This is a genomic window from Pseudovibrio sp. SCP20, assembly GCF_057774105.1.
The window spans coordinates 261,519-284,733 of sequence record NZ_JBYMDH010000005.1; the positions used below are offsets into that span (position 1 = coordinate 261,519).

The 23,215-nt window shown below is 51.1% G+C and carries 24 protein-coding genes; 13 read left to right on the plus strand and 11 right to left on the minus strand.

Annotated features, from left to right (window positions below; all coding sequences use genetic code 11):
• Nucleotides 1-179 precede the first annotated feature (179 nt).
• From AC3CB2_RS19445 to AC3CB2_RS19475, 7 genes are all read left to right on the plus strand, one after another.
• Complete coding sequence (locus AC3CB2_RS19445) at nucleotides 180-440, plus strand: SHOCT domain-containing protein (RefSeq protein ID WP_352935524.1); 261 nt, start codon at nucleotides 180-182, stop codon at nucleotides 438-440.
• A 661-nt stretch (nucleotides 441-1,101) separates the two neighbouring features.
• A complete protein-coding gene (locus AC3CB2_RS19450) occupies nucleotides 1,102-1,710 on the plus strand; it encodes a protein-methionine-sulfoxide reductase heme-binding subunit MsrQ (protein ID WP_352935521.1) in 609 nt (202 codons plus the stop codon).
• 126 nt (nucleotides 1,711-1,836) lie between these two features.
• Nucleotides 1,837-2,439, plus strand: a complete 603-nt coding sequence (locus tag AC3CB2_RS19455) for a peroxidase-related enzyme (protein ID WP_352935518.1) — start codon at nucleotides 1,837-1,839, stop codon at nucleotides 2,437-2,439.
• A gap of 130 nt (nucleotides 2,440-2,569) precedes the next feature.
• A complete protein-coding gene (locus AC3CB2_RS19460) occupies nucleotides 2,570-2,896 on the plus strand; it encodes an ArsR/SmtB family transcription factor (protein WP_037036751.1) in 327 nt (108 codons plus the stop codon).
• Between the two features lie 46 nt (nucleotides 2,897-2,942).
• A complete protein-coding gene (arsB, locus tag AC3CB2_RS19465; RefSeq protein WP_352935516.1) occupies nucleotides 2,943-3,992 on the plus strand; it encodes an ACR3 family arsenite efflux transporter in 1,050 nt (349 codons plus the stop codon).
• A 105-nt stretch (nucleotides 3,993-4,097) separates the two neighbouring features.
• Nucleotides 4,098-4,613: an NUDIX hydrolase gene (locus AC3CB2_RS19470; protein WP_352935513.1), complete on the plus strand. Its 516-nt coding sequence runs from the start codon at nucleotides 4,098-4,100 to the stop codon at nucleotides 4,611-4,613.
• Between the two features lie 154 nt (nucleotides 4,614-4,767).
• Nucleotides 4,768-5,148: an NUDIX domain-containing protein gene (locus AC3CB2_RS19475; RefSeq protein ID WP_488389904.1), complete on the plus strand. Its 381-nt coding sequence runs from the start codon at nucleotides 4,768-4,770 to the stop codon at nucleotides 5,146-5,148.
• On the opposite strand, the gene repC is transcribed toward AC3CB2_RS19475, so the two are convergent.
• The 3 genes from repC to repA form a co-directional block, all read right to left on the minus strand.
• Nucleotides 5,127-6,428 carry a plasmid replication protein RepC gene (gene repC / locus AC3CB2_RS19480; protein ID WP_352935510.1) on the minus strand — a complete coding sequence of 434 codons (1,302 nt, stop codon included), beginning with the start codon at nucleotides 6,426-6,428 and terminating at the stop codon, nucleotides 5,127-5,129. The genes AC3CB2_RS19475 and repC overlap by 22 nt on opposite strands.
• A 253-nt stretch (nucleotides 6,429-6,681) precedes the next feature.
• Nucleotides 6,682-7,755, minus strand: a complete 1,074-nt coding sequence (gene repB, locus AC3CB2_RS19485) for a plasmid partitioning protein RepB (RefSeq protein WP_352935507.1) — start codon at nucleotides 7,753-7,755, stop codon at nucleotides 6,682-6,684.
• Nucleotides 7,752-8,972 carry a plasmid partitioning protein RepA gene (gene repA / locus AC3CB2_RS19490; RefSeq protein ID WP_014284695.1) on the minus strand — a complete coding sequence of 407 codons (1,221 nt, stop codon included), beginning with the start codon at nucleotides 8,970-8,972 and terminating at the stop codon, nucleotides 7,752-7,754. The genes repB and repA overlap by 4 nt, the downstream gene beginning before the upstream one ends.
• Nucleotides 8,973-9,814: 842 nt before the next feature.
• On the opposite strand from repA, the gene AC3CB2_RS19495 reads away from it, so the two are divergent.
• A complete protein-coding gene (locus AC3CB2_RS19495) occupies nucleotides 9,815-10,522 on the plus strand; it encodes a GntR family transcriptional regulator (protein WP_208609185.1) in 708 nt (235 codons plus the stop codon).
• Between the two features lie 36 nt (nucleotides 10,523-10,558).
• Here the strand turns inward: AC3CB2_RS19495 and AC3CB2_RS19500 are convergent, their stop codons facing one another.
• A complete protein-coding gene (locus tag AC3CB2_RS19500) occupies nucleotides 10,559-11,026 on the minus strand; it encodes a GNAT family N-acetyltransferase (protein ID WP_352935503.1) in 468 nt (155 codons plus the stop codon).
• A gap of 10 nt (nucleotides 11,027-11,036) precedes the next feature.
• A complete protein-coding gene (gene gshA / locus AC3CB2_RS19505) occupies nucleotides 11,037-12,641 on the minus strand; it encodes a glutamate--cysteine ligase (protein ID WP_352935501.1) in 1,605 nt (534 codons plus the stop codon).
• A gap of 761 nt (nucleotides 12,642-13,402) precedes the next feature.
• On the opposite strand from gshA, the gene AC3CB2_RS19510 reads away from it, so the two are divergent.
• Nucleotides 13,403-13,897, plus strand: a complete 495-nt coding sequence (locus AC3CB2_RS19510; RefSeq protein WP_352935498.1) for a hypothetical protein — start codon at nucleotides 13,403-13,405, stop codon at nucleotides 13,895-13,897.
• Here the strand turns inward: AC3CB2_RS19510 and AC3CB2_RS19515 are convergent.
• Nucleotides 13,894-14,793 (minus strand): LysR family transcriptional regulator, encoded by a 900-nt coding sequence (locus tag AC3CB2_RS19515; RefSeq protein WP_014284690.1) that lies wholly within the window; start codon nucleotides 14,791-14,793, stop codon nucleotides 13,894-13,896. The genes AC3CB2_RS19510 and AC3CB2_RS19515 overlap by 4 nt on opposite strands.
• 121 nt (nucleotides 14,794-14,914) lie before the next feature.
• Here AC3CB2_RS19515 and AC3CB2_RS19520 point away from each other — a divergent pair, with 121 nt between their 5' ends.
• Nucleotides 14,915-15,637, plus strand: a complete 723-nt coding sequence (locus tag AC3CB2_RS19520; RefSeq protein ID WP_041768257.1) for an SDR family oxidoreductase — start codon at nucleotides 14,915-14,917, stop codon at nucleotides 15,635-15,637.
• Nucleotides 15,638-15,713: 76 nt separating this feature from the next.
• Here the strand turns inward: AC3CB2_RS19520 and AC3CB2_RS19525 are convergent, their stop codons facing one another.
• Entirely contained in the window at nucleotides 15,714-16,313 is a 600-nt protein-coding gene (locus tag AC3CB2_RS19525) for an FMN-dependent NADH-azoreductase (RefSeq protein WP_352935493.1), read from the minus strand.
• Nucleotides 16,314-16,440: 127 nt separating this feature from the next.
• Here AC3CB2_RS19525 and AC3CB2_RS19530 point away from each other — a divergent pair, with 127 nt between their 5' ends.
• Nucleotides 16,441-17,319, plus strand: coding sequence for a LysR family transcriptional regulator (locus AC3CB2_RS19530; protein WP_352935490.1), 879 nt, complete (start codon nucleotides 16,441-16,443; stop codon nucleotides 17,317-17,319).
• 9 nt (nucleotides 17,320-17,328) lie between these two features.
• Here AC3CB2_RS19530 and AC3CB2_RS19535 read toward each other — a convergent pair whose 3' ends face one another.
• The gene (locus tag AC3CB2_RS19535; RefSeq protein WP_352935487.1) at nucleotides 17,329-18,582 is read right to left on the minus strand and encodes a serine hydrolase domain-containing protein; all 1,254 of its coding nucleotides are present in this window, start codon (nucleotides 18,580-18,582) and stop codon (nucleotides 17,329-17,331) included.
• Nucleotides 18,583-18,799: 217 nt separating this feature from the next.
• On the opposite strand from AC3CB2_RS19535, the gene AC3CB2_RS19540 reads away from it, so the two are divergent.
• Nucleotides 18,800-19,153: a hypothetical protein gene (locus AC3CB2_RS19540; protein WP_054783685.1), complete on the plus strand. Its 354-nt coding sequence runs from the start codon at nucleotides 18,800-18,802 to the stop codon at nucleotides 19,151-19,153.
• Between the two features lie 7 nt (nucleotides 19,154-19,160).
• Here the strand turns inward: AC3CB2_RS19540 and AC3CB2_RS19545 are convergent, their stop codons facing one another.
• Nucleotides 19,161-20,012: an AraC family transcriptional regulator gene (locus AC3CB2_RS19545; protein WP_008549315.1), complete on the minus strand. Its 852-nt coding sequence runs from the start codon at nucleotides 20,010-20,012 to the stop codon at nucleotides 19,161-19,163.
• Between the two features lie 370 nt (nucleotides 20,013-20,382).
• On the opposite strand from AC3CB2_RS19545, the gene AC3CB2_RS19550 reads away from it, so the two are divergent.
• Nucleotides 20,383-21,219, plus strand: a complete 837-nt coding sequence (locus AC3CB2_RS19550) for a ferredoxin--NADP reductase (protein WP_008549111.1) — start codon at nucleotides 20,383-20,385, stop codon at nucleotides 21,217-21,219.
• A gap of 72 nt (nucleotides 21,220-21,291) precedes the next feature.
• Here AC3CB2_RS19550 and AC3CB2_RS19555 read toward each other — a convergent pair whose 3' ends face one another.
• Both AC3CB2_RS19555 and AC3CB2_RS19560 read right to left on the minus strand, forming a co-directional pair.
• Nucleotides 21,292-21,870 carry a DUF6037 family protein gene (locus AC3CB2_RS19555; RefSeq protein WP_352935484.1) on the minus strand — a complete coding sequence of 193 codons (579 nt, stop codon included), beginning with the start codon at nucleotides 21,868-21,870 and terminating at the stop codon, nucleotides 21,292-21,294.
• Nucleotides 21,871-21,972: 102 nt separating this feature from the next.
• Entirely contained in the window at nucleotides 21,973-23,133 is a 1,161-nt protein-coding gene (locus AC3CB2_RS19560; protein ID WP_352935481.1) for an aromatic ring-hydroxylating oxygenase subunit alpha, read from the minus strand.
• Between the last annotated feature and the right edge of the window lie 82 nt (nucleotides 23,134-23,215).

The following is a 23,215-nucleotide window of genomic DNA, read 5'->3' on the forward strand; positions in this document are numbered from 1 at the left end:
TTTCGAGATAATTTGGAAATCACCTGCCAACTGAAAAGTTGACAGCTGTCCACTTTTATAAAAGTGTAACGGTTTCACTTCGAAAATCAGATCTGAGACAGTTGATTACATTTGAAATTTGAAACCAAAAGCTGCACTCTCCATTGTAGTGATGTCTAATATACTCCAAGGAGATCACTATGTTTCATCAGGCTGGAATGCACGGATTCCAATTCTTCCCATTCCCAATCGTACTCATACTATTGCTCATAATCGGCTTTCTGATCGCACGTTCCTATGGTTACTTTGGCGGTTCAAGCCCAGAAAAAACGACCGAACCTGAGCAACCAAGATCGTCAAATTCCGAAGCATTAGACATCCTAAGCAGACGTTTCGCGAAAGGTGAAATTGATGAAGAGGAGTATCAAAAACGATCTCAGGTGCTTCGTCTGAACCTGTAGATTGATGGTTCATCGGCGCTCGGAGCTGCAATATCAGAGCGCCGTTCTCTCCGTTTTGCATCATGTTGTCAGCTGACAACTCATGGTCCGGTACACTATCAGAGTGGCTCTGACATATAGAACATCCTCTATAAGAACCAATGTTGGCTGCAACAGATGAGGCCTTTCTTGGTCTCATTCTATCTTCAAACTTCCGATCCCTTTATCACTCAGAAGCTTCTTATCTGCCAGTTCCACACTATCACCTTTCCCAAGACAGCAGAGCACACACACCAGATCGAGGCGTTTGCAACAATGTTTGCGTCAAGATCGACACAACTCTTGTTAAAGTGTAATCACTCGGAGCTTCCAAAATGGAACCAATACCGGACGGAGTTGTGCCTCCATCTATAGAGGCATCGAAAACTTATGTTGTTTCAGAGACTTGAACTGTCACTCTATGATTACCACAGTCGCAGTTTAATATCACTTACCGGGCTCGACGACATTTCGTTACATCTGATTTCTTGCTGAAAATGTTGGACTGGGCCAGTGTTTGAACAAGGTTGAAAGCGGACACCGCAGTCGCAATCGACCGCACACTGCTGATCTCCCACGTAACCCCAACACCGCGAAATCAGCAGTGTGCACCACCACTTACTGCAAAACCACTCGGGCTATCATGTCTTACCTTCGCGCATTTTGGAACTCGCCGTATACATTCTGGTTTATTCTTGCTCTGCCAGGACTTCCCATCATTGGCGGGCTACTTCGTGAAGGCGAAAAACTGGAGCACCTGCTCCATCCTTCTGGAGAATTTGCAGCCCGTTTTCTCATAGTCAGCTTGATGATCACCCCACTGATGTTCCTAACAAATGGGCAGCGTTGGGTACGTTGGCTGCTGACACGGCGCCGTTACATTGGTGTGGCTGCAGGTTGTTATGCTGCGCTTCACCTCGCCATCTATCTTCTCGACAAAGGTTCGCTTGGCCCCATCCTTGAAGATCTTGTCAAAATCGGCATCTGGACGGGTTGGCTTGCGTCACTGATTTTCATTCCGTTGACGATCACCAGCAATGACTGGTCCATCTCAAAACTCGGCAGAAGCTGGAAGAGCCTTCAAAAACTTGCTTACCCAGCCGCCGCGTTGGTGCTGGCCCACTGGATCCTGTTGGACTTCAAAATCGGTCCGGCCCTGGTTCACTTCACGCCACTCATCCTGCTTCAGGCTTACAGATACGTGCACGTCACCAATAAGCGAAAAGAGAGAAAACTCACCGCCCACGCTTAATCCCAAGCAAGCACCAAACTCACCCACCTTCCTGCCTCAGAAGGTGGGTTTTCTTTGCTCTCCTTTTGTAGTGAGGACAGCCTCTCCTTTCAGAGGTAATCTAACGCAATGGAGGAGGGACCATTTATGACAGAAACTGATTTTCCAAAGATTGAGAGCGCAAGCCTTAAGCATCCAACTGCGCTCAACCTTTCATTGCCAGACCCACTACCCGATGACATTCAAGAACTTTTCGGGAAATGCCAAAGCAAGCTCGGTTTAATTCCAAACGTTTTGATCGCGTTTGCACACCGGCCTGACAAACTGCGCGCCTTTTCTCAGATGTACAATGAGCTGATGCTTGGTGAGTCCGGCGTCTCCAAATTGGAGAGGGAGATGATTGCGGTAACCGTGTCCTCCATCAACTCCTGTTGGTATTGTCAGGTTGCCCATGGTGCTGCTGTTCGTGAGTACTCCAACAAGCCTGAACTGGGAGAAGCGATGGTGATGAACTATCGCTATGCGGAGCTGACCGACAAGCAACGGATCATGCTCGACTTCGCAACCAAGGTGGCAAAAGCCTCCTCGGAGATAGGAGAGGGGGATCGCCAGCACCTTCGCGATACTGGGTTCACCGAGGAAGACATCTGGGACATTTGTGAGGTAGCAGCGTTCTTCTCCATGTCCAATCGCATGGCCTCTGCAACGGGTATGCAACCAAATCCCGAATATCACTCTACAGCGCGATAAGGCGAGTAGGGGAGGGGCTCTACAGCTGTCAACTTGGCGCAGAAAAAGTTGACAGCTGTCAACACACAAACCTCTTGCCAAGCATCCAATGCAAGAGTATATCGTTTATCGACGATATACGGAATCAGTGATGACAGATACCACCTGTGTAACCGAATTTGCACCTACTTCTCTCAATGAAGAGGAGGAGGAAAAGCTGGCCTTGCAAGCGAAAGCACTGGCGCATCCTGCGCGGGTTCGCCTTCTCAAGATCATGGCAGCTCAACCGGGCTGCGTTGGTGGTGATCTCGTCAACTCTATCGGACTCGCACAATCGACCGTGTCCGAACATCTTCGAATTCTCAAGGATGCAGGCTTCATACTGGCAGAGGTCCAGCGTCCGCGTGTTTGCTACTCAGTCAATCGAGCTGAACTGAAAAGCTTCAATTTCCTCTTTGAAAGCAGTTTCAAGCTCTAAAAATTTGCCAGAACATATCGTCTATCGACGATAGACAGGAGAAATCATGGGTACTTTCGAACGCTACCTCTCAGTCTGGGTAGGTCTCGCGATGGCACTTGGGGTAGGGGCAGGGCTCCTTCAACCAGGTCTGTTTCAGTTCATCGGGGATCTGCAAGTTGGTGGCATCAACCTGATCATCGCAGTTCTCATCTGGTTGATGATCTACCCAATGATGGTACAGGTCGAATTCACTGAAGTGCGCAACTGCTTTGTGAAACCTAAAGGCCTGATCGTAACGCTTGCCATGAACTGGTTGGTCAAGCCGTTCACCATGGCGGCACTGGCCGTGCTGTTCATGCGCCATCTGTTTGCGCCCTTCATTCCGGCTGATCTTGCCGATCAGTACATCGCCGGCATGATCTTGCTCGGCGTTGCGCCTTGTACCGCGATGGTATTTGTCTGGTCTTACCTCACAAAGGGCAACGCGAGTTATACCGTTGCGCAGGTCGCAACCAATGACTTGATCATGATCTTCGCGTTTGCGCCGATCGCAGCATTCTTGCTGGATGTGTCTAACATTATCGTACCCTGGGATGTTCTGCTGGTTTCAACCGCATTGTTTGTTGCGCTGCCATTGGGGGCAGGGTGGTTGACCCGCATTGCGCTCAAAGACAAAGAGCACCTTTCATCCTTCAGCGCTGGCATGAAACCATTCTCCATCGCTGGTCTGGTCGGAACTGTGTTTATTCTGTTTGGTCTGCAGGCCAACAACATCATCGCATCACCAGCAGACATCGTGTTGATCGCGATCCCACTGTTGATCCAGACTGTGCTTATTTTCTACGTGACTTACTTCTGGATGAGGAAATGGCGTCAGCCGCATAATGTTGCTGCACCGGGTGCAATGATCGGCGCATCCAACTTCTTCGAGCTCGCCGTTGCTGTTGCAATCAGCTTGTTCGGCGTCACCTCCGGCGCAGCTTTGGCAACCATCGTCGGTGTGCTGGTTGAAGTGCCAGTGATGTTGGCATTGGTTTCTTATGCAAATCGGACCCGCGGTCAGTTTGCCAGTGATGATCAAGTCTCTGCTTCAACGGTTCATTCAAAAACATAAGCCTAAGGGCAGGGGAGTGCTCTCCTGCCTTTTGCCTCTCTTGGATTCTGACTTTTCTCTGAGTATGCTCATGGTCAATTGGATCAGTTATTTTATGAGCTACTTATGCACCCCAACAATATTCCCATCCTCAGCAACGGTGTTTCCGTTTTTCTTCTCGATCTGAACGCCGAAGTCCCGCAGGTTCTTCTCATGCGCCGGGCTGATACTCTTCTTGGAGCCTGGTGTCAGGTTGCAGGTCAAGTTGAGGCGGATGAAAGGGGTTGGGAAGCTGCACTGCGGGAAGTGAAAGAGGAAACCGGTGTGATCCTCGACGAGCTCTGGTCAGCGGATCTTTGCGAAGAGTTCTATGTTCCTGAAAAGAACATCATCCAAAAACTTCCCGTATTCGTTTCCTTCATTTCCAGCGAAACGCCAATCACTATCAACGAAGAGCACGATGCCTATCAGTGGTTTTCATTCGACGACGCCATGGAGCTGTTCAGCTTCCCCGGCCAGCGCCGTGTTCTTGAGTATCTCCACTCAGAGTTCGTAGCACGAAAAGCAAGCCCACATCTTCGGATCGATTTATCTGGACGACGGGACATTGCAGCTACTGACATTGAAGAAACAACAAGCTGAGCAAAGCGTGGTTTGCGCACTCATGGCTTTAGCAGGCTCCAAAGCTACTCAGACCTTTTGAGTAATTTCGAAGAGCCAATATGTCCAAAGTACCTGTCTTTTGTAGCGCCGCACCAAACCACCTATTCATACCTGAAGCCAGATTTCTGGAGGCATTGAAGGAGATGAAACAGCCTGGCAAGCCATGATCCGCGAAGTACAAGAAGAGACCGGCATAACTCTCAAGGACCTCTGGTCTGCTGATGCAGATGTCCGTTTTTACGTTCCTGAACAGAACAGGTTCTCCATTCTCCCGGTCTTTGTCTCGCATGTCTCGCGTTATACTCCGGTCATGCTCAACAAAGAACACGATGCCTATCAGTGGTTCTCGTTTGCTGATACAAAAGCGATTGTTAGTTTTCCGGGCCAACGCCAGATGTTGGATCTGATAGAAGACGAATTCATCAACCGAACCCCAACGCCTCACCTGCGGATCAATCTGCCGACGCCGCAGGAAACAGAAGCTCCTGACCTTTACCCAAGAGCCAACCCGTAAAGTGATTTGTGCAGGGCGAGTTTGCCGTCTTTTGCCCTGTCCACACAGGCGCGGAAGTAACCAGCCGGTCGAGAAATACCTTCCGGATCGCGCAGGGTTTTTTCAACGGTAACCACCAAAACAGCAGCAGCCATTTTCTCACCCAGTGTCAGGATAGCCTGTTTCCAGCCATCCTCCGACAAACCGATGGCCAATCGCAACTGTTCGGCGCTTTGCAGCAAGTCGAACCAACTGGAGAAGGGCATACCCAGAATTTCCTGGGTTTGTGCGGTTGCACTGTCGATCAAACCAATGGAAATAGCCGATAAATGCTCACTTAAACCGTTATCCATCTGGGTTTCTTGCTGAGATTGCAGTTGAGCTGTACCGCTGGATTTGGCAGAGAATTTGCCTGATTGATCTTTTTCAAGAGCAATCTTCTGAGCTTCGTTAGAAGCGAAGTTAGTGTTTGAGTAGCCATCGTGAGATGGCTGCCGTTGCTTACTATTTATAGGAGTTAGAGGGGTTGTAATATTATAAAGGGTGACATCAATGTCATGGTCGCCTGACATTTGAGTAGTTTTATCTGAATTATCAGCTGCTTGAGTCTCCCCTTCTTGTGCTGCTGCCAGATCGGCAATCACAACTTCATAGAGCTCAGAAATCTTTTCAGCACGCTCCACAACCATCATTGGCGTATCCATGAGCGCTGTCAGTTCCTGAAGATAAACCTCGCAATCAACTCCATCGCTCTGACCAGTACGGCAAGCATCAACAATTGCACGGGACAACCGGTTCACGGTCCGCTTCGCTTCTTGCTCAGCACGCAGTCTTGCCTGGAAGGCGTCTCCAATCTGCTTGATTTCCGCAACGCGCTGGCGTGCCGGTGAAAAATCAAAACCATACCCACGGTCGATCTCACCACTTGCATCATTGCGGTAGATGAAGCGTCGGCCCGTGGAACTGTCACGATAAGCAAGGATCCCCGCTTCAACCAACCGCTTGAGAGCGCGGATCACGGTACGGGTCGAACGGCACACATACTCTGCCAGCTTTTCGTTGGAGATTGCCACCAGCGGACGCCGGTCCTGTTTCCAGTCATCAGCCCGCGTCAGACCAATCAGAATATCCAGAATATGATAGGCAGTTCCGTCAATCCCCATGGCTGGGGCTGCCTTTTTGAGAGTGATTGCCACCTCGGCCTTTGTTGTTTTGACGATGTCATTCGCCATTGCCAGTCGCTGGCTTTCCAACATGCCGGGTGTCATTTTGCGGAAGGACGCAACACCGGTGCTTTGCATAGCAAACCCATTCACCGAGGGGAGACCCAAGGTGTTATCCAAGTAAGATTGGGGATTGAGCGCCCGAAAAAGCAAAAATGCGCCACAAAGGGTTTCAAGAAAGCATTGCTTACTTGATTCGCAGGGTGCGTTCGTCGTAGGATGATCGTGCTAAAGATGGTCCACGACGAGTATTATTACTCTCTTGGGCGACGATTTTGGGGCCTTGCTGATTGCCGTCAGCAGGGCCTTTCGTCATTCAGGGGCTACACCATCAGGCATCCTCCCCCTTCGTCTCTTCATACCTGGCAATCAACCCAGGCAGTTCCTTCAGCAAAAACGCGCTGAAATCGCTCTGCGTTTTGCTATCAACGGAAAACACGGTTGCTTTGCCTGTGTGCTTGACCAGCACATGCTTGTTTCCAAGCCATTCAGAACTGTTTGCTTTGCGCGTATGTGCTGCCACTGGAATCTCACCGGCAGTCTGAGCAGAACTTGCTTCTGTCTCAGCAGGTGTTTCCTGCAGCAACTGCAACACTTCGCTGAAGCGTTCATCACTGTGCAGCTCGGTGAAGGAATCCAGAGCAAACAATGAGGTCACGGCCTTCTCGTGGTTTGATGCCAGTCTTCCATCTTCAAAGAAGCTGGCCATTTCCTCCCACCTAGGGCGGCCGATCTTCGGTGCAGGACCGATCACACGTAAAAACTCCTCAGGCATGGTTGCCGCCAGCTTGCGAAGTTTGGAAACGAGTGATTTGTCTTTGCCGATCGCTTTGACAATCAGCGTCTGCGGGTAATCCTGAGCCAGACGATAAACGAAGAGACAGGTTTCAATGAAACTCAGGTCTTTACGTTCATGGTTTTCCTGACCCTGAGCTACCAGCAGCTCTTCATCGGAAAGCTCTTTGATCACACCGCGAACAGGTTTGCCCAACGCGCGACAGGCCTTCCAACGACGGTGGCCGTAAGCGATCTGATAGACACCGCTTTCACCCGGGGCAGGGCGCACCAGAATAGGCACCTGCTGCCCGGTTTCTGCAATGGATTCTTTAAGCGCTTCAAAAGCAGGGTCAAACGCGACTTCCATGCGGTCTGCCACGAAAGAAGGCTGAACCTGTTCCGGATCCAGCTCAACAACGTTCACAGAAGACGCCATTTGTGTATTCAGTGTTTTCAGCTCTTCACGCAGCCTGTCGCGTTCGTCCTTGATCAGATTGATCTCGGCAGCGCCAATAGCTCCGGAAGACAAGCGCGGGCGCGGGGCTGTTGCGTCTGCAACCATGCCTGCCATGCCGCCGCCTGAAAACAGCGTATCGAGTGCGTTTTTCCGGTCCTTAGCTTTGTTCATAGTGGTCGTCCCCAAGAGCCACGGAGGAGATCTTCAATTTCCCGGTTCACGGAATCCATAGATTCAAGCGCACGCTTCAGCGTTTCGCGGCCAATGGCTCCCGGCTCCAGCTCATAAAGCGATTTCTTTTCAAGGCCCGCATTGGCAACCGCAGTGGATTCCAACGCCGGCGCGGTCAGCACATCCTCACCAAACAAGGCGCGGAGCAAGCCAACAACGCGGGTTTGCGGGCTGTCGTTTGGATTGTGGCGGGTCACGAGGAACCGCATCCAATCCAGGTTCATTTCGCCGCCATTGTTCTCAATCACTGCCATCAGGTCTGAGCTCATGCCGAGGAACTGGTTACAGCTCGCAAGATCCAGCATCTGCGGGTGCAGCGTGATGAGCAGTCCAGTCGACGCAAACAAAGCACCCAGTGTGAGGAAGCCAAGCTGTGGCGGACAGTCGATTACAACAACATCATAGCGATCATCAACTTCAGCTAGGACATTGCGAATACGGCGGAAAAAGATGTTCTCGCCTGTAGAGGCGCCGGATGCGATCGCAGTTGGCACGATGTGCTCAAACTCAGCCAGCTCAAGGTTGGCCGGGATCAGATCCAGATTATCAAAATAGGTTGGACGCACCACTTCGTTCAAAGAACGGCGGCCTTCATCATAACGAAGGGCACCAAACAATGTGCAGTTCGGCTCAACGTCAAACTCTGGCTGCACACCAAACATGGCAGAAAGAGAGGCCTGCGGATCAAGGTCAATCGCGAGAACGCGATAGCCGCGCAGGGCCAGATAATGCGCCAAGTGGGTGCTGGTGGTGGTTTTTGCTGAGCCGCCTTTAAAGTTGGCGCAGGAAATCACCTGCAGCTTCTCGCCTTCACGGCGGTGCGGCAGGATATTGACCGCTTCATCGCCTTTTTTGCGCGCAGCCAGCACTTCGCGGATCGCGTTAATCTGCTCCAGCGTATAACTGCGACGGCCATTGGCAAGGCGGGTTGGAGTAGGGCCTTCTCCATCCAGATCCAACTGGCGGATTGTGCTTTCAGAAACCCCGATGAGACGTGCAACGTCGACGGAAGAAAAGGCGCGCAGAGCTTTGTGTGCTTCAGGCGGATAAAGTTCTTGCCTTAAGCGGTGCAGCTGGCCAGAAAGGAGCTGAGAATAACGGGAGATCTTCTCAGACGGAGTTTCCTCGCGCAAAAGAGTGTTGTTGCCGTATTCCACTTCGTTTAGCCCTCAAACGGTTCTAGTCATCTACAAACGGAAAGTGCGCCCATATGGCCCGTGTTTGCGTCGAAAGGGTAACTGACCTGTAGTTCAGTTCAATCCCTTTTTGGTTAACTCCCGTTAACTCCTGTGACCATCCACCGGATTACCGGTAATTTCATTAGCAATTTCAATAGGATGGACTTATGCAGAGACGTCAAAACGATGCGTGCATAAAATCGACGAAACAACCATTCTATTTCTGAAGAAACATATTCGCCCCTCAGATCACTCCGACTCGGTCTGCCTCCCGTTGATTCTCTTAATCTGAACACGAGATATAACACCGCTCACAGCAGGGGGGATAAGTTAGTGCAGCTGGAGTGGTAAACCGAGCAATCTATCACCTTTTACAAGGCAGATTGAGCAAGCAATTGTGAGATTTGAGCGGAGTTGCGGCTAATAGTTTCTCCCGTTTATATGGCGGGAAGAAAACCAGCAGAGTATAGTTGAGAATATTTTATTAAAATAGCGGATAAACTCTACTTCAACGCAACGAACTCTAAGTAAGTCCGATTCATATGCTGCATGAATAAGAAAGCACATAAAAAATTTTGCAAAAATAATCGATAATCTAGCATCTTTTTCCATCAAACGAGCTCGTTTTATTGGAAAGTTATGTCAGACCTACGCAATTTCATTGCTTTTATAGTTCAGATATTGTTTTACAATTGAGGGAACAAACTGGCCAGATCATATTGCAATTTAACTTGGCCGGATAACAAAGCTGAAGACCTAGTTTCCATAGCTAAGAAGAGAAACGCCAAATTGCATAGATAATAATTGTAAGGCAGATAACTTTGAAAATAGAGGATACCTTAGAAAGAGCCGTAACATCGGTCACTGCACAAAACGTCCCGTCATCCGCCTCTCTAATAGACAGGGCCTACGCGCACCTGCGGGCGGCAATCCTGTCTGGCCAATTGGAGCCGGGCAGCAAGCTGCGCATTCGCGAGATGTGCAGCACTTTTGATGTTGGACCAACACCTGTACGAGAAGCGCTTTCCCGTCTGGTTTCTCAGGGACTTGTTGCCACTCAATCGCACAAGGGATTTTATATTCCAGAACTTTCTCAAAAAGAGTTTCAGGATATTGTTGAGCAGCGCCGCCTTTTGGAAAGCGCGACGGTGAGAACAGCCGTTGAAAAGGGCGACGCACAATGGCGTGACCGCGTGCTGGACGCTTACCATGCATTGCAGGAGATTGAACGTACGTGGCAGGCATCACGGCGGGACTTCTGGAATGAGTGGGAAGAAGCCAACCGCGTGTTTCATATGACGCTGGTGGAAGGTGCCGGCTCCAGTTGGGCAAGCCGTTTCCTTCACATGCTTCATGACCAGTGCACCCGCTACCGCGCAGCCATGCGCCGTGCCGGTTTCATCTCTGAAGGCGTACAGGACGATCACACTCAGCTGATCACTGCTGTGCGGACAGGAGATGGCGCTCTGGCTGAACAGACGATCAAAGCACATATTGATCGCCTGCCAGCATTGTGCATGCCATCTTAACACATTGATTTACAAAATTTATTGCCGGTGAGAGGCTTAGTCTCCCACCGCAATAGCTCCAGCGGCTTTCAGCGCGATCTTTGCAGGTGAGCGCAAACGCAGCCAGGTCTGGTGTGTATTCGCCTCCGCTGTCACATCCACATATCCCATCGCTTCATAAAACTTCAAAGCGGACTGGTTGATCCGGTCCACTTTCAGCTCATGAACGCAGCAGTAGTGTTCAAGCAGAAACTGCAGGGCCTGACGACCAAAGCCGCGTTTGTGGTGGGTGTAGCGGATATAAAGGGAATGCAGGAAGTGCTCCGGCGTGTAATAGCCTATGAAGCCGACGATCTCACCGTCATACCTTAAAACCCAGACATCTTCGCCCTCAATCAGGCTCTGAAACTGATCTGCATGGATGAAGCGTGTGTGGTCGTAGGCAAAGGTGCGGCTTGCCACGTCTGCGTATAGCGCGGCAAGCTCATTGTGTTCTTCAGCGGTGTAGGGCGAAATCTGCAGCACAGGCACCCGTTTATTGACCGTCGAGGCACTCAGGCGGCAGAACGTCGGTTTTATTCTGAGAATCCAGGAAATGATCAAAGCTGTGATCGCCCGGCTGGCCCTCAACCTGCTCATAAGCAGCACGTGACTGGGACACCATGGCTTCCTGGAACTTCATGCGCTCTGATGACAGCGGCATGGCTTTCAGATGATCGGTCTGGTTCTGAGACAGCTCGGCGATAAAGCCGGTGTAAGAGCCTTTCTGCTTCACACCTTTCAGGATCTGTGCAGATGGCGTCAGGTCCGGATTGTCCAGCTTCTCAGCCTGTGCATTGACCGCGTCGGTGTGACCGGTGCAGCCGTAAACGTCGTCCATGATCTCAGCGGTCACGCGCATTTCGTCGAGCACCTTGTGACCCGCAGCGCGCAGTTCCAAACCACCGTCGCCATAAGCCGGCAGCACCAGATTTGGCAGACGACCCTGCCAAGCCACCATGCGCTGCTGATCGTTCAGCGCTTGCTGTTCAGCAGAGGTGATACAGGCGGACGGTGCCAGCGTCATGTGGGTGAGGAACGCGTTGAGGAAATGTGCTTGCTGCTCGCAAATACCAATTGGGTTCAACGGGTTAATGTCGAGAGACCGCAGTTCGATGTACTCAACACCACGGCGACAGAGCGCAGCAATCGGGCGTTCGCCTTCTTCCGTGTTACGCTTCGGACGCGCAGAGCCGTAAAGCTCGTTTTCAAGCTGCAGCTGGTGCGTGTTAATCTGCTTGTAGTCACCCTCTTCAGCAACACCGATCTGCTCGTACTGGCGCACGGATGTTGCCAATGCGCCGCGCAGGCCTTCGATGTAATCGCAAAGGGAGTTGTAGTGAATGTCCAGCTCACTCTGCACCACGCTGGTGTAACCCAGATCGCTCATGCGCAGAGAAGTGGCGTATTCACCGAAGTAAGTGTCGTCACTCAGCATGGAAAGGGTTGGGTGAGCGGATGGCAGGTAGCTCTTGTCAACTGCAGGGGAGGCGCCAAACAGATACAGCATCAGCCAGCCATGGCGCTGCAGGTTACGGATCAGACCCAGATATCCTGCACTGCGGAAGTCCTGAAGGCTGCTGCCGGAGGTACACTGCTCGTGGAACGCATGCCACAAACCATCGGAAATGGAGAAGTTGTAGTGAATACCGGAGATCGTCTGCATCCGCTTGCCATAGCGATGCGCCAATCCCTTGCGGTAAAGCGTTTTGATCTGCGCGGCGTTGGAGCTGCCGTACTCAGCGATGCGAATGGTCTCGTCGCTGGTAATTTCCGGCGGCATGGAGGCGTTCCACAGGTACTCACCTGCTTCCGTCTTGCGCGCAGCAAAGGCCTGCAGTTCTTTCAGGAACTCGAGGCTTTCCTTAACTGAGTGCGCAGCAGGGGTGATGAACTCCAGCTGAGCTTCAGAGAAATCTGTCGTGATGAATTTGTGCGTTAGCGTCTTGCCCAGAGCGTCCGGGTGGTCACGCAATGACATAAAGCCATCTCTGCCAACACGCAGAGCTTCTTTTTCGATCCCCACGCGGAGTTCAGCAAGACCTTTGCGAACAGCGCTATTTTCCAACAGCTTCAGCGTGGCTTCACCTAATTTTGTCATTCTCGTTCCGTTAATCTGCGCAAAACGGTTATATGGGCTCAAAATATCTTAGCAAACCGCAGGGCTTACTCTCTGACATAGATACTTTGTAATTTCATGGATGCAAGAGTACAAAACCTGTCGAATTTTCCTTAGTGTTTTATGCGCAACTCCTATCATTAATGCGTGAACCAAGATCAATTCGAGAATAAAATTAAACGGAGAAAATGAAGAAATTCACTGCCTGACGATCAACACATCAGCAATATGTATTCCTGAACACCCTTCAATAATCAAAAAATATATACTTAATCCAGGCAGCGGAACACTCAGGCCTAAACTGCTGATTTCGCCGTAAAAGTTCTGACTATTCTTCAGATGGGAAGGCACATAGGCTCGAACAACAAGCAGGTGCGGGCCGTAATACAGTACTGAGAACTGATATAAAATACAGAATTTGCTCAGTCAGCTCATAAAGTTCGTGTGCATTTTGAACACTCTAACGGATATTTCGAACGCCGGGCGTTCTCTGAGAAAGCCTAAATCCTTCCGTGTAAACGGTGCTCAGCCCCTACTGTTTGCGAGGTTTAAGCTGAACACATCTCAAGAGCATCGGCCTCACATAGGCCCTCTCAAGCAGCCTCATTCTATCAGGCATATTTGGGAGAAACCGCAGGTCTGCCTGCAAAATCTTCAGTGGATCGCGTTTGGGATAACTCGGCCCCTCTCCATCACGCCTCACCAATCCTGAGGCTATCAGCAAAATAGCCTCAGCAAATCTGATGGATGTCTTCGTTAAAGGTGGATCGTTAGGGTCATCACACCGATCTGATGAGGACACTGATTTGCCAAGCAAGCTCTCCCTGTGCGTTCTCGCCTTCACGCTTCCCGTTCTGGCTGCTTGCGTTTCTGATGAAGAGCGCATCCCGCAGGCATACTCTCCAACCGTGGAGATACCACAAGGGGCCACGCTGATCACCGTCAACACCACACCAGATGGTGCCTTCTGCTATTTGCAGGGCTATCGGTCATCCATTTTCGTGAAGCACACGCCCGGCCCAATGGTTGTGCCTGCCGGGTTTGAAAACAAAAACCTCATCTGCGAGCTGAAAGGCTTCAAGACGACGCGCGGTGCTGTGTTGCCCGGCCCACCGCCGCCAGATGGTGACAAGATCATCATCCAGCGCGTGTTCATTCCGGTGGGTGTGAATGATCCCAACTCCAGCCCGGCCGGTGCCATCGTGCCGGATGGCTTCGTCGGCACCTATCGCCGTTAACCCAACACCGCCTCATACCGGGCTTTGAAGTTGGAGCTGAGATAGTTCATCAGCTCCCGCACCCGGTGGAGCTGGTGTCGTGTTGGCGGGCTCACCAGCCACAGCGGAGTGGTTTGCTTCCAACCAGAGAGCATTTCCGTCAGCTCTCCGCGTTTGATTGGCGCATCGGTGTAAACATCCGCAAGCCGCGCAATACCAAGGCCTGCCACAGCAGCCTGACACATGACGCGACCATTGGAGATCTGAAAGCCTTTTTCCGCCTGCACCACAATGCGTTCCTGACCTCGCGTGAAAATCCACTCCTGCACACTGCCAGAGATAAATGGCAGACCTTTCAGATCAGAGGGATGCCGGATTTTTGAGTGAGCCGCCACGAAAGAAGGGGAGGCCACATAGCGGGTGGTGATGGTGTGCAGTTTGCGGGCGATCAGCGTGCTATCCTCCAGATCTCCCATGCGCAGCACAAGGTCGAAATCCGTCTCCAGCAAATCCTCGCGGATGCTGGAGAAATCCAGCTTCACCTCAATCCCCGGATTGGCCTGCTGATACTCAATCACCAGCGGCGCGATGAGCTCCTCACCAATCAACCCGCCCACGGCATTCATGCGGATTGGCCCAGTCAGACTGTCCGTCGCCTGCGACGCCAGATCAGAAGCATCCTCAATCTGCTTCACGCCCGCGCGGCACATTTCGTAGTAGCGCTCGCCGATCTCTGTCAGGCGCAGTTTGCGGGTGGTGCGGTAAAGCAGCTGAACGTCCAGGTGCTCTTCCAACTGGCTGACCTGCTGACTTAAACTCGCTTTTGAAAGACCTGTTTCATCAGAAGCTAAGGTAAAACTGCCATGTTCCGCCACGGCCAGAAACGAGCGCAGACCATTCCAATAGATATTGTTCATTTCAGCCTAACAATCATTTTGAATTACCCTCATTTATCAGCGTGATCATTTTTGTACAATCGCCGCAACACAACGCAAGTCCATCTTGCTCAAGAAAAAGCTAACTAGGCAGGAAAACAAAATGACAAAGCCACTTATCATTATCACTGGCGCAAGTTCCGGCATTGGTGCAGCGATTGCGAAGTCTTTCAGCGCAGCTGGCCATCCTCTTCTTCTGCTGGCACGTCGCGTTGAGCAGATGGAAGCTCTGGGTCTTCCAAACACACTGTGCCGCGGCGTTGACGTCACTGATCGTGATCAGCTGATCGCTGCTGTTAAAGAAGCTGAAGACAAGTTTGGTCCGGCAGACGCTATCGTCAACAACGCTGGCTGCATGTTGCTGGGTGATCTGTCTGTTCAGGATCCTTCTGAATGGGATCGTATGATCGACCTGAACGTGAAGGGCGTTCTGAACGGCATCCACGCTGTTCTACCAGGTATGAAAGCACGTAAGGGCGGTTCCATCATCAACGTCAGCTCCATCGCTGGCCGCAAAACCTTCCCAGCACACGCAGCATACTGCGGCACCAAGTTCGCGGTGCACGCCATCAGCGAAAACCTGCGTGAAGAAGTGGCTGCTGACAACGTGCGTGTCATGACCATCGCTCCAGGTGCTGTACAGACTGAACTGCTGTCCCACACCACTTCTCAGGAAATCATTGATGGTTACGAGCAGTGGAAGAAAGAAATGGGCGGCGTGCTGGACCCACAGAACGTGGCAGACACTGTGCTGTTCGTTTACCAGCAGCCACAGAACGTCAACATCCGTGAAGTTCTGCTCGCAGCAACTGGTCAGCCTGCATAAGGCTGAGTTAGACAGATTAAACAATAAGCCGGCTCATCCTCCAGAGCCGGCTTTTTTTTTGCGATAACGGTGCTTATTAGGCCAGTTCAGCGATCTTCTGATTGGCTTTGCTCAGGCCCGCTTCAGCAGCTTGCGGCCCCATGGCCAGCCCCTGCGCATAGATGAACTCAATATCTGTGATGCCCATCAGACCCAGAGCGGATTTGAGGTAAGCCGTTGCCAGATCATGGGCAGTGCCAAGGAAGCTTCCTCCTTGCGTTATCGCCACATAACACTTTTTGCCTTCCAGCAGGCCAACCGGCCCGGTTTCCGTAAACTGAAAGGTCTGCCCTGCACGGGTCACGTAGTCGATCCATGACTTGAGCGTAGACGGGATCATCAGATTGTACATTGGCGCGCCAAGCACAATGAAGTCTGCCTCTTTCAGCTCAGAAACCAACGTATCAGACAGCGCCAGTGCCGCTTGTTGTGCGGGCGTAACAGCAGCGTTTGGGTCATAGAAGCATTGAAAAAGGCTGTGTTCCAGATGCGGGATCGGATCTTTGCTCAGCTCGCGTTTGATGTGCCGCATGCCGGCAAAACGGGAGAGTAAGTTTTCTGCCATTTTGTCGGAAAGCTGCGAGGATTGAGAGTCTGTTTCCAGCATACTTGTGTTGATCTGCAACAGAGTTTTCATGTGCTTAGTCTCTTTCAAAAAATCAGGAGCGCTCCATCCCTTCATGGAGGCATACCCATTGATTAATTTCATTTGCAGATGATACAAAGTTAGTTACTACCGATTTTATCAATAGATTGGATGCAGCTTGCCAAGCATCGAGCAGTTGAAAATGTTCATCGCTGCCGCTGAATCCGGCAGTTTCTCTGCCGCTGGGAGAACACTGGGCAAAGGCCAGTCAGCCGTAAGCACGGGAATCGTGAATCTGGAGGTGGATCTGGGGTTCGAACTCTTCGATCGCACCACCCGCAAGCCCCAGCTCACCGAAAACGGTGAACGCATGCTGACCTACGCCCGCGCGGTGCTGATGCAGGTCGATAACATGACCACCGCAGCCGACAGCATCTATTCCGGCGAAGAAACCAGCGTGCGGCTCATGCTGGATGATGCATTGATGCTGCCCTCTCTCAGTCAGGTTCTGATTGAGTTCGGCGAAAAATTTCCGGCAACACGGATCGATCTGCTCTCTGGAGTCAGCCCGGACATCCCCAGCATTGTGGCGCAAGATCAGGCAGATATCGGGCTGATGTTCTCTGGCGGTAGCGTGCAAAAAGGGGTGGAGCAGGTTTTCATCGGTAACCTGCCTTTTGTTTCTGTTTGTGTGCCCAATCATCCGCTCACCAAGTTGACCGAGATTGGTGCCAATGAACTGCTGTCTCACCGCCAGCTTCTGCTGCGTAGTCCGCAAGGCAGCGTGCTTGCTCAGTTTCCGGAGCTCTCAACTCAAGTCTGGCACGCAACCAGCTTCCACGCTCTGCGCGAACTGGTGATGCAGGGGGTTGGTTGGGCGTATCTGCCAGAACATCTGGTGAGCACAGCCATCGCTTCCGGCCAGTTGGCCCGGCTGAACCTGCGGTTTGAGCACAAGCTCTGGAGCCCCCCAGTAGAATGTATCAAGCTCAAACACGCCCGCATGGGCCCCGCCGTTTCCTGGCTGTTTGACAGTATCAAGAACGTATTGTCGTGAGTGTCGCGCTTACTGGTTCTCTAACTCAACTGTTTCCTGCTTGGTCAGATGACGTGCGATGGATTGAAACAGGGCGATTGATTTCATCTTCACCATCTCCTTATCCCGCTGGTAGGACGGATAGGTGGAGGTTTTGGCGATCACCACGTTACGTGCAGGGTTGATGTAGAGAAACTGGCCGTGAATGCCGATGGCGGTGAAGTCACCATGATCAGATTCGAGCGGCAGCCACCACTGGTATTTGTAGCCGAGCGGGGAAGGACTCTGCGGATTATCATAGCCCGGCATCAGACGCGGCTCATCCGGTGTTACTGAGGTCTTGATCCACTCTTCTGAAACAATGCGCTCACCCTTGTGGTTGGTACCGCCTCTTGCCAGCACCATGCCAACCCGCAGCATATCACGCAGCCGAATGTTCACCCCGCCAAAGACCACCGGTTGGCCTGCCTGATCCACCATGAGTTCAGCGGAGGACTCGGCTCCAATTTTCGACCAGAGCTTTTCGTTGAACCACTTCTGATAGGGCTTACCTGTCGCCCCGCGCAGCACCCAGCCGACCACATGGGTATCGATGGAAGAATAGCGGTTGTACGTTCCCGGCTCCAGCTCTCGCGGAACATCCTTGGTGAACTCATCCTGCGAGCCAAGCAGGATCGCGACGACGGACTGCACGATATCGGAATTCAGATCAGCGTAGTTCTCATTCCAACGCACACCGGAGGACATCTCCAGCACATCTTTCAGGCGCACGCCATCATATGCAGTACCCTTCAGCTCCGGCACATACTTGACCACCTGATCCTCAACGCTGTCGATATAGCCTTCATCCATCGCCACACCCACAAGGATCGAGGCCATGGATTTGGAAACAGACATCTGGATCGCATGAGTTTCAGCTGAGTTGCCGCGATCATAGTACTCATGGATCAGCTTACCATTGTGCATGATAGCAAGGCCGGTGGTATGGGAATCCAGAATGTAGTCCGCTGTCGAAGCCGCTTCGCCTTTGTACATAAAGGTCGCCGGCATCGGAGACGCCTGATACTGCCGCGGCAGCTGATAGGTCTCCTCCGGCGCTTCAACGGAGATGCTCGGATACTCAACGTAGAGAGATCGGAACTTCTGATCGATGTTCTCAGGTTTAAATGCATCCGCATAGGCCATCACGGCACGGATCTCTGCAATGTCCTGTCGGAAGTAAAATGCGCCAGCAGCAAGCAGCACGACAACAGCCAGAACACCCCAGCCAATCTTCTTTAACATGATGTCCCCCCAAGATCGCGGTGAGAGGTTAAACCCTCCAGAGCGAGCCCAAAGCTTACGCATGGGTTAAAGACTTGTAAAGCGAGGAAGCTGCAACAAAAAAGCGATGTATTACCCAATTAAACGCAATTAAAACATAAGAACTCACATAGTCTTTGCCGGTCTCCTGTTTAATGGTTGTAGCCTTCATTTTCTCCGATTGGTGGGAGTATTTGTCATGCAATCAAAAACAACAGTCTCTCTTATTGCACTGAGTTTCCTTGTGATTTCATCCAGCGCCGGATTTACGCAGATTAATAACTTCGCCGAGGACCCAACCGCCAACGCGGATGCCAACCCGCTGAAGTCAGAATATCCCGACATCATCAGCCCCGTCTCCGATTGCCCTGGCATTGCTGAGAAATACCAATCCGGCGGCGCTGGTGCTGATCCGCTCGGATATCCGCCCAATTTCGGTTTTGGCGACATGTCTGCCGCTGATCAGGAAGCCTGCATCAAGGAAATCAATAAGGATGGCAACATCAACGAGAAGCAGGAAACGGAAGAAGAAAACAACATCCTGCAGAACTAACGCATTGTTATTGCAAAGGAAGGAAGATCTCGACAAGGAGGTCTTCCGGTGCTGTATTCGTCGGGCTGTTCAGAAAAACCTCATAGCACGGTTGGTCAGCAGCCTCTTCCCCAGAGGTTGGCAACCAAACACCGTAAAGATAATGAAACGCGCCTCTCAGCCCAGCATATGGGCCTTTGTGCTTTAACACCGCACAGCGACCACCGGGGATAACCAGCGGCTCAAGCCCTTCCGTATTCGCAAAATTCTGCGGAACCACGGCCCCTACATGGGAGCGTAACTCATCTAGCGGCACAAGGGAGGGATCATCATAATAGATCCCGACAATAGGCCCACACTTGCGGATAACACCCCGCGACGACAACATCGCCGCAAGCTTGCTGAACACCACGCCCATCTCAAAGTAAGACCCACGGTGGAACAGTGCCTGCAGGCTTCGCTCCGGAACCTCTTTGATTTCAACGGGATGCATGGAAAAGATGCTTTCCTTCTCCGTTTCCAGCGTTGGCGCGGCATACTTGCTTTCACGAAACTGCCCCGGCGCCATGCCATACTCGCCTTTAAATGCACGGGAAAAACTCTGCGCACTGGGGTAGCCGTATTGCTCGGCAATCTCTGTAATCGGTTGTTTTGATTGAATAAGATCCAACGCAGCACGGTTCAGCCTGATCCGGCGAATAGAGGTCGCCAGCGTTTCTCCCCGCATGCTTTGAAACACCCGGTGCCAGTGAAACCGCGACATGCAGGCAACATCTGCCAGAGCATCCAGACTCAGATCCCCATCCAGATTGTTGTAAATGTACTCAAGAACGCGCAGCATCCGCTTTTCATAAGCCGCTTTGTTCTGCTCCGGTTTCACTCTCAACGTCCCCCGTCAGTCGCCGTTAACTCCCTTACATCACAGAGGGACTGAACATATCTTGCTATTTTATCCCCGAAACATGCATGTAACTCCGACTCGCCCGCAAAACCACGTGATCGATATCCCGCGAGACAACTTGAGTATTTCCACCTATTGCTGCAATTGGCCTGCCGCTCACCTTACACGCTTTCTTCTTAAAACTGACAGTTCTTTGAGCCTGGACGGTGACTTAGTCACTTTCACGAGCAGATTTCTGAAATTTTACTTATAAAACGGTTGCTTTTGGGACCTTGGCTCGGATAAAGCGAAGGCAACAATTGGCCAAGTATCGGGCTCTGGCCTAATCAAAACAATCTAAGGATTGCACATGACCGACGCAGCGTTGGCCCCAGCTCCTGTGCTTGATCAGGAAGCCAAGACCGAATTTCCTATTCCAGCAAACGTTTTTGCTGAGAAAGTAGTGTCCGTACAGCACTACACTGACCGCCTGTTCAAATTCCGCATTACGCGCCCAGCTTCTTTCCGTTTCCGTTCTGGCGAGTTCGTCATGATCGGCCTGCCAAACGCTGAAAAGCCGGTTTTCCGCGCTTACTCCGTGGCAAGTCCTTCCTGGGACGAAGAGCTGGAGTTCTTCTCCATTAAAGTGCCAAACGGTCCACTGACTGAGCACCTGCAGAAGATTCAGCCGGGCGACACTGTTCTTATGCGCAAAAAGCCAACCGGCACTCTTGTGAATGATGCCCTGATCCCAGGTAAGCGTCTTTACATGTTCTCAACCGGCACCGGCGTTGCACCTTTCGCTTCTCTGATCCGTGACCCGGAAACCTATGAGAAGTTTGAAGAAGTTATCCTGACCCAGACCTGCCGCGAAGTGAACGAACTCACCTACGCGAAGGAACTGGTTGAAGAAGTGATTAACGACCCGCTCGTTGGTGAACTTGCTGCTGGCAAACTGCGCCTGCACACAGCAGCAACCCGTGAGCCTTATCCATGTCAGGAGCGCATCACCACTCTCATCGAGAATGGTAAGCTCTTTGAAGACCTGGGCGTTCCACGTCTTGATCCAGCAGTTGACCGCGGCATGATCTGTGGTTCCATGGAAATGATCAACGACACCAAGGCGATCCTCGAAAAGCATGGCCTTGAAGAAGGTTCCAACGCGTCTCCTTCTACTTTTGTGGTTGAGCGCGCATTCGTCGGTTAATCCTTCGATAGATCTGATTTTGAGAAGCCCGCTGTCACCTCAGCGGGCTTTTTGTAGCAAAACATACCTCTACTAGAATTGTAGGTTATTGATTGCTCGTTCCCGCTTATCTGTCCAACGGGTACTCTCATTCATTTCTTTCGAAAATTCAAAAGCCTCTTGACCTAATAAGCGCCGTGTCTTCTCTAAATTTTTCAGAGTAACATTACTCCCACATAGATTGTTGTTTCGCCAGCCACAAAAATAGATTCTCTCTGGTTCCTCAATATCTGGATAAAGCCTCACAATATCTCTTTCAGTAACTCGTCCATTCTCTCTTACTTGCGCTGGAATGTTCGAGTTCAATTCATTCAAGAACTCAATAACACGAAACTTATGCTCGCTACTTTCGTGCGTTTTTAACGCATTAATTAATGCCCAAAAGGTCTTTTCAGGTTTAATAAACGGCTCGACTTTAAAGCCATTTTCAACTTGAAAAATGAGAACAAAATTGTGACCTAAACATCCCATTGCAAGTTCGAATGGCTTGACGTCAATGATGAAAATACACTCAAAAATCAAGTGATTCAGTTCATACCGAAATTTATACCGGGTTATTCGTTCACGTTTCATGTTACGATAGAGTGACTTAAGACTTGAGAGTTGCACCATTAAAACCAACCTAACTTACGATGTCAGAATTTGACTTCCGCCATAAAGCTATAGATTGCTATAAAATATCGCGCACGCAATACTTGCACTATATTTTGTGCTCTATGTCCCTTCGCATACTTTCATCGCATTTTCCAGCACCTGATTGAAGCGGTGTAGCGCGCCTTCAAAACGGCCAAAAGTCAGATACTCGTTGGCGCCACTGGCAAAACCTTGCTGAATTTCTTCACCTAACTCAAAGTCTTCCTTCAAGGTTGTCGTCGTGATCGCCTGATTGCGCACCCAGTGTTTCTGCATTTCTTCTGTTTGTGGAGCAGAGTTTGGAACTAACGTGGCTAACCGAACACGGGTGCGGTCCACCGCAAGCGGTTCCAAATGAACCCAGACCACATGATCCTGCTGGACAAGTAATTGAGTTCCCGGGAAGATTGAGTAAATGATGTTGGCATGCTCGCGGATATTCCATGTCTCTCGCGGTTGATCGCGCAGCTCAAACAGAGTGATGCGCGGCAGAACGGACCGCATGTTGTCTCCCAGCATCTGATAGCTGGAGAGGTTATCCGGAAAATAGGGGCCGATGGTTTTGCGGTGGGCAACCCTGAAGTGATAAGCCTCGATCCCACCTTCAATGAGCGTCTTCCAATTGGCTGCAATCTCAAAGGTTTCTTCAACAGCGATCCTATAATCCGCCAAACCAAGCCAGTTCAGATCCTCACTGAGAGGAGCGAGTGATTTTTTGATTTCTCCAGTGTCTGAGCAAGAACTATCGGCGATCACCCACACAAAACCATAGGCTTCATAAACAGGCAGCTCTTTCAGAGCATGTTGGGATCGATCAAGATCCGGGAAGCCTTGGCTTTCTTGAGGAACGGCGATCAGCTCTCCCTGATTTGACCATGTCCACGCATGATAGGGGCAGGAGAAACGCTTCTTGCAGCCAGCTTCATCTCGCACCAGCTTGGCACCCCTGTGACGACATACATTGAGGAACGCGTACGCTTGACCATTAGCATCCCGCGTTAAGAGAACCGGCAGGCCCGACACAGTTCGGCTCAGGAATGCATTATTTTCAGCAAGTTCGAAGGATTGTGCAGCCGCAACTGGTTTGCTGCGGAACAAACCTTTCATCTCATCCGCAAACCGATCCGGGCAACTGTAACGCTCTATTGGTGATCGCGTAACATCCTCATCCAGAAACTTGCTGTTTTCAGCATCCAGCCCAAGCAGCTCTGCAATCAGGCCAATTTCCTCATCCCGCGTCATGGCACTCTCCTCACTTACCAGTTGGTAAGTATAAACTTACCACTTGGTAAGTTGTCAAGTTCAGGCTATATGAAGTGGATAG

Bases quoted from the DNA above. Each gene is read 5' to 3' on its own strand.
- AC3CB2_RS19445 (WP_352935524.1), top strand. From the start codon at position 180: ATGTTTCATCAGGCTGGAATGCACGGATTCCAATTCTTCCCATTCCCA.
- AC3CB2_RS19450 (WP_352935521.1), top strand. From the start codon at position 1,102: ATGTCTTACCTTCGCGCATTTTGGAACTCGCCGTATACATTCTGGTTT.
- AC3CB2_RS19455 (WP_352935518.1), top strand. From the start codon at position 1,837: ATGACAGAAACTGATTTTCCAAAGATTGAGAGCGCAAGCCTTAAGCAT.
- AC3CB2_RS19460 (WP_037036751.1), top strand. From the start codon at position 2,570: ATGACAGATACCACCTGTGTAACCGAATTTGCACCTACTTCTCTCAAT.
- arsB (WP_352935516.1), top strand. From the start codon at position 2,943: ATGGGTACTTTCGAACGCTACCTCTCAGTCTGGGTAGGTCTCGCGATG.
- AC3CB2_RS19470 (WP_352935513.1), top strand. From the start codon at position 4,098: ATGCACCCCAACAATATTCCCATCCTCAGCAACGGTGTTTCCGTTTTT.
- repC (WP_352935510.1), bottom strand. From the start codon at position 6,428: ATGCAAAGCACCGGTGTTGCGTCCTTCCGCAAAATGACACCCGGCATG.
- repB (WP_352935507.1), bottom strand. From the start codon at position 7,755: ATGAACAAAGCTAAGGACCGGAAAAACGCACTCGATACGCTGTTTTCA.
- gshA (WP_352935501.1), bottom strand. From the start codon at position 12,641: ATGACAAAATTAGGTGAAGCCACGCTGAAGCTGTTGGAAAATAGCGCT.
- AC3CB2_RS19510 (WP_352935498.1), top strand. From the start codon at position 13,403: ATGGATGTCTTCGTTAAAGGTGGATCGTTAGGGTCATCACACCGATCT.
- AC3CB2_RS19515 (WP_014284690.1), bottom strand. From the start codon at position 14,793: ATGAACAATATCTATTGGAATGGTCTGCGCTCGTTTCTGGCCGTGGCG.
- AC3CB2_RS19520 (WP_041768257.1), top strand. From the start codon at position 14,915: ATGACAAAGCCACTTATCATTATCACTGGCGCAAGTTCCGGCATTGGT.
- AC3CB2_RS19525 (WP_352935493.1), bottom strand. From the start codon at position 16,313: ATGAAAACTCTGTTGCAGATCAACACAAGTATGCTGGAAACAGACTCT.
- AC3CB2_RS19535 (WP_352935487.1), bottom strand. From the start codon at position 18,582: ATGTTAAAGAAGATTGGCTGGGGTGTTCTGGCTGTTGTCGTGCTGCTT.
- AC3CB2_RS19540 (WP_054783685.1), top strand. From the start codon at position 18,800: ATGCAATCAAAAACAACAGTCTCTCTTATTGCACTGAGTTTCCTTGTG.
- AC3CB2_RS19550 (WP_008549111.1), top strand. From the start codon at position 20,383: ATGACCGACGCAGCGTTGGCCCCAGCTCCTGTGCTTGATCAGGAAGCC.
- AC3CB2_RS19555 (WP_352935484.1), bottom strand. From the start codon at position 21,870: ATGGTGCAACTCTCAAGTCTTAAGTCACTCTATCGTAACATGAAACGT.
- AC3CB2_RS19560 (WP_352935481.1), bottom strand. From the start codon at position 23,133: ATGACGCGGGATGAGGAAATTGGCCTGATTGCAGAGCTGCTTGGGCTG.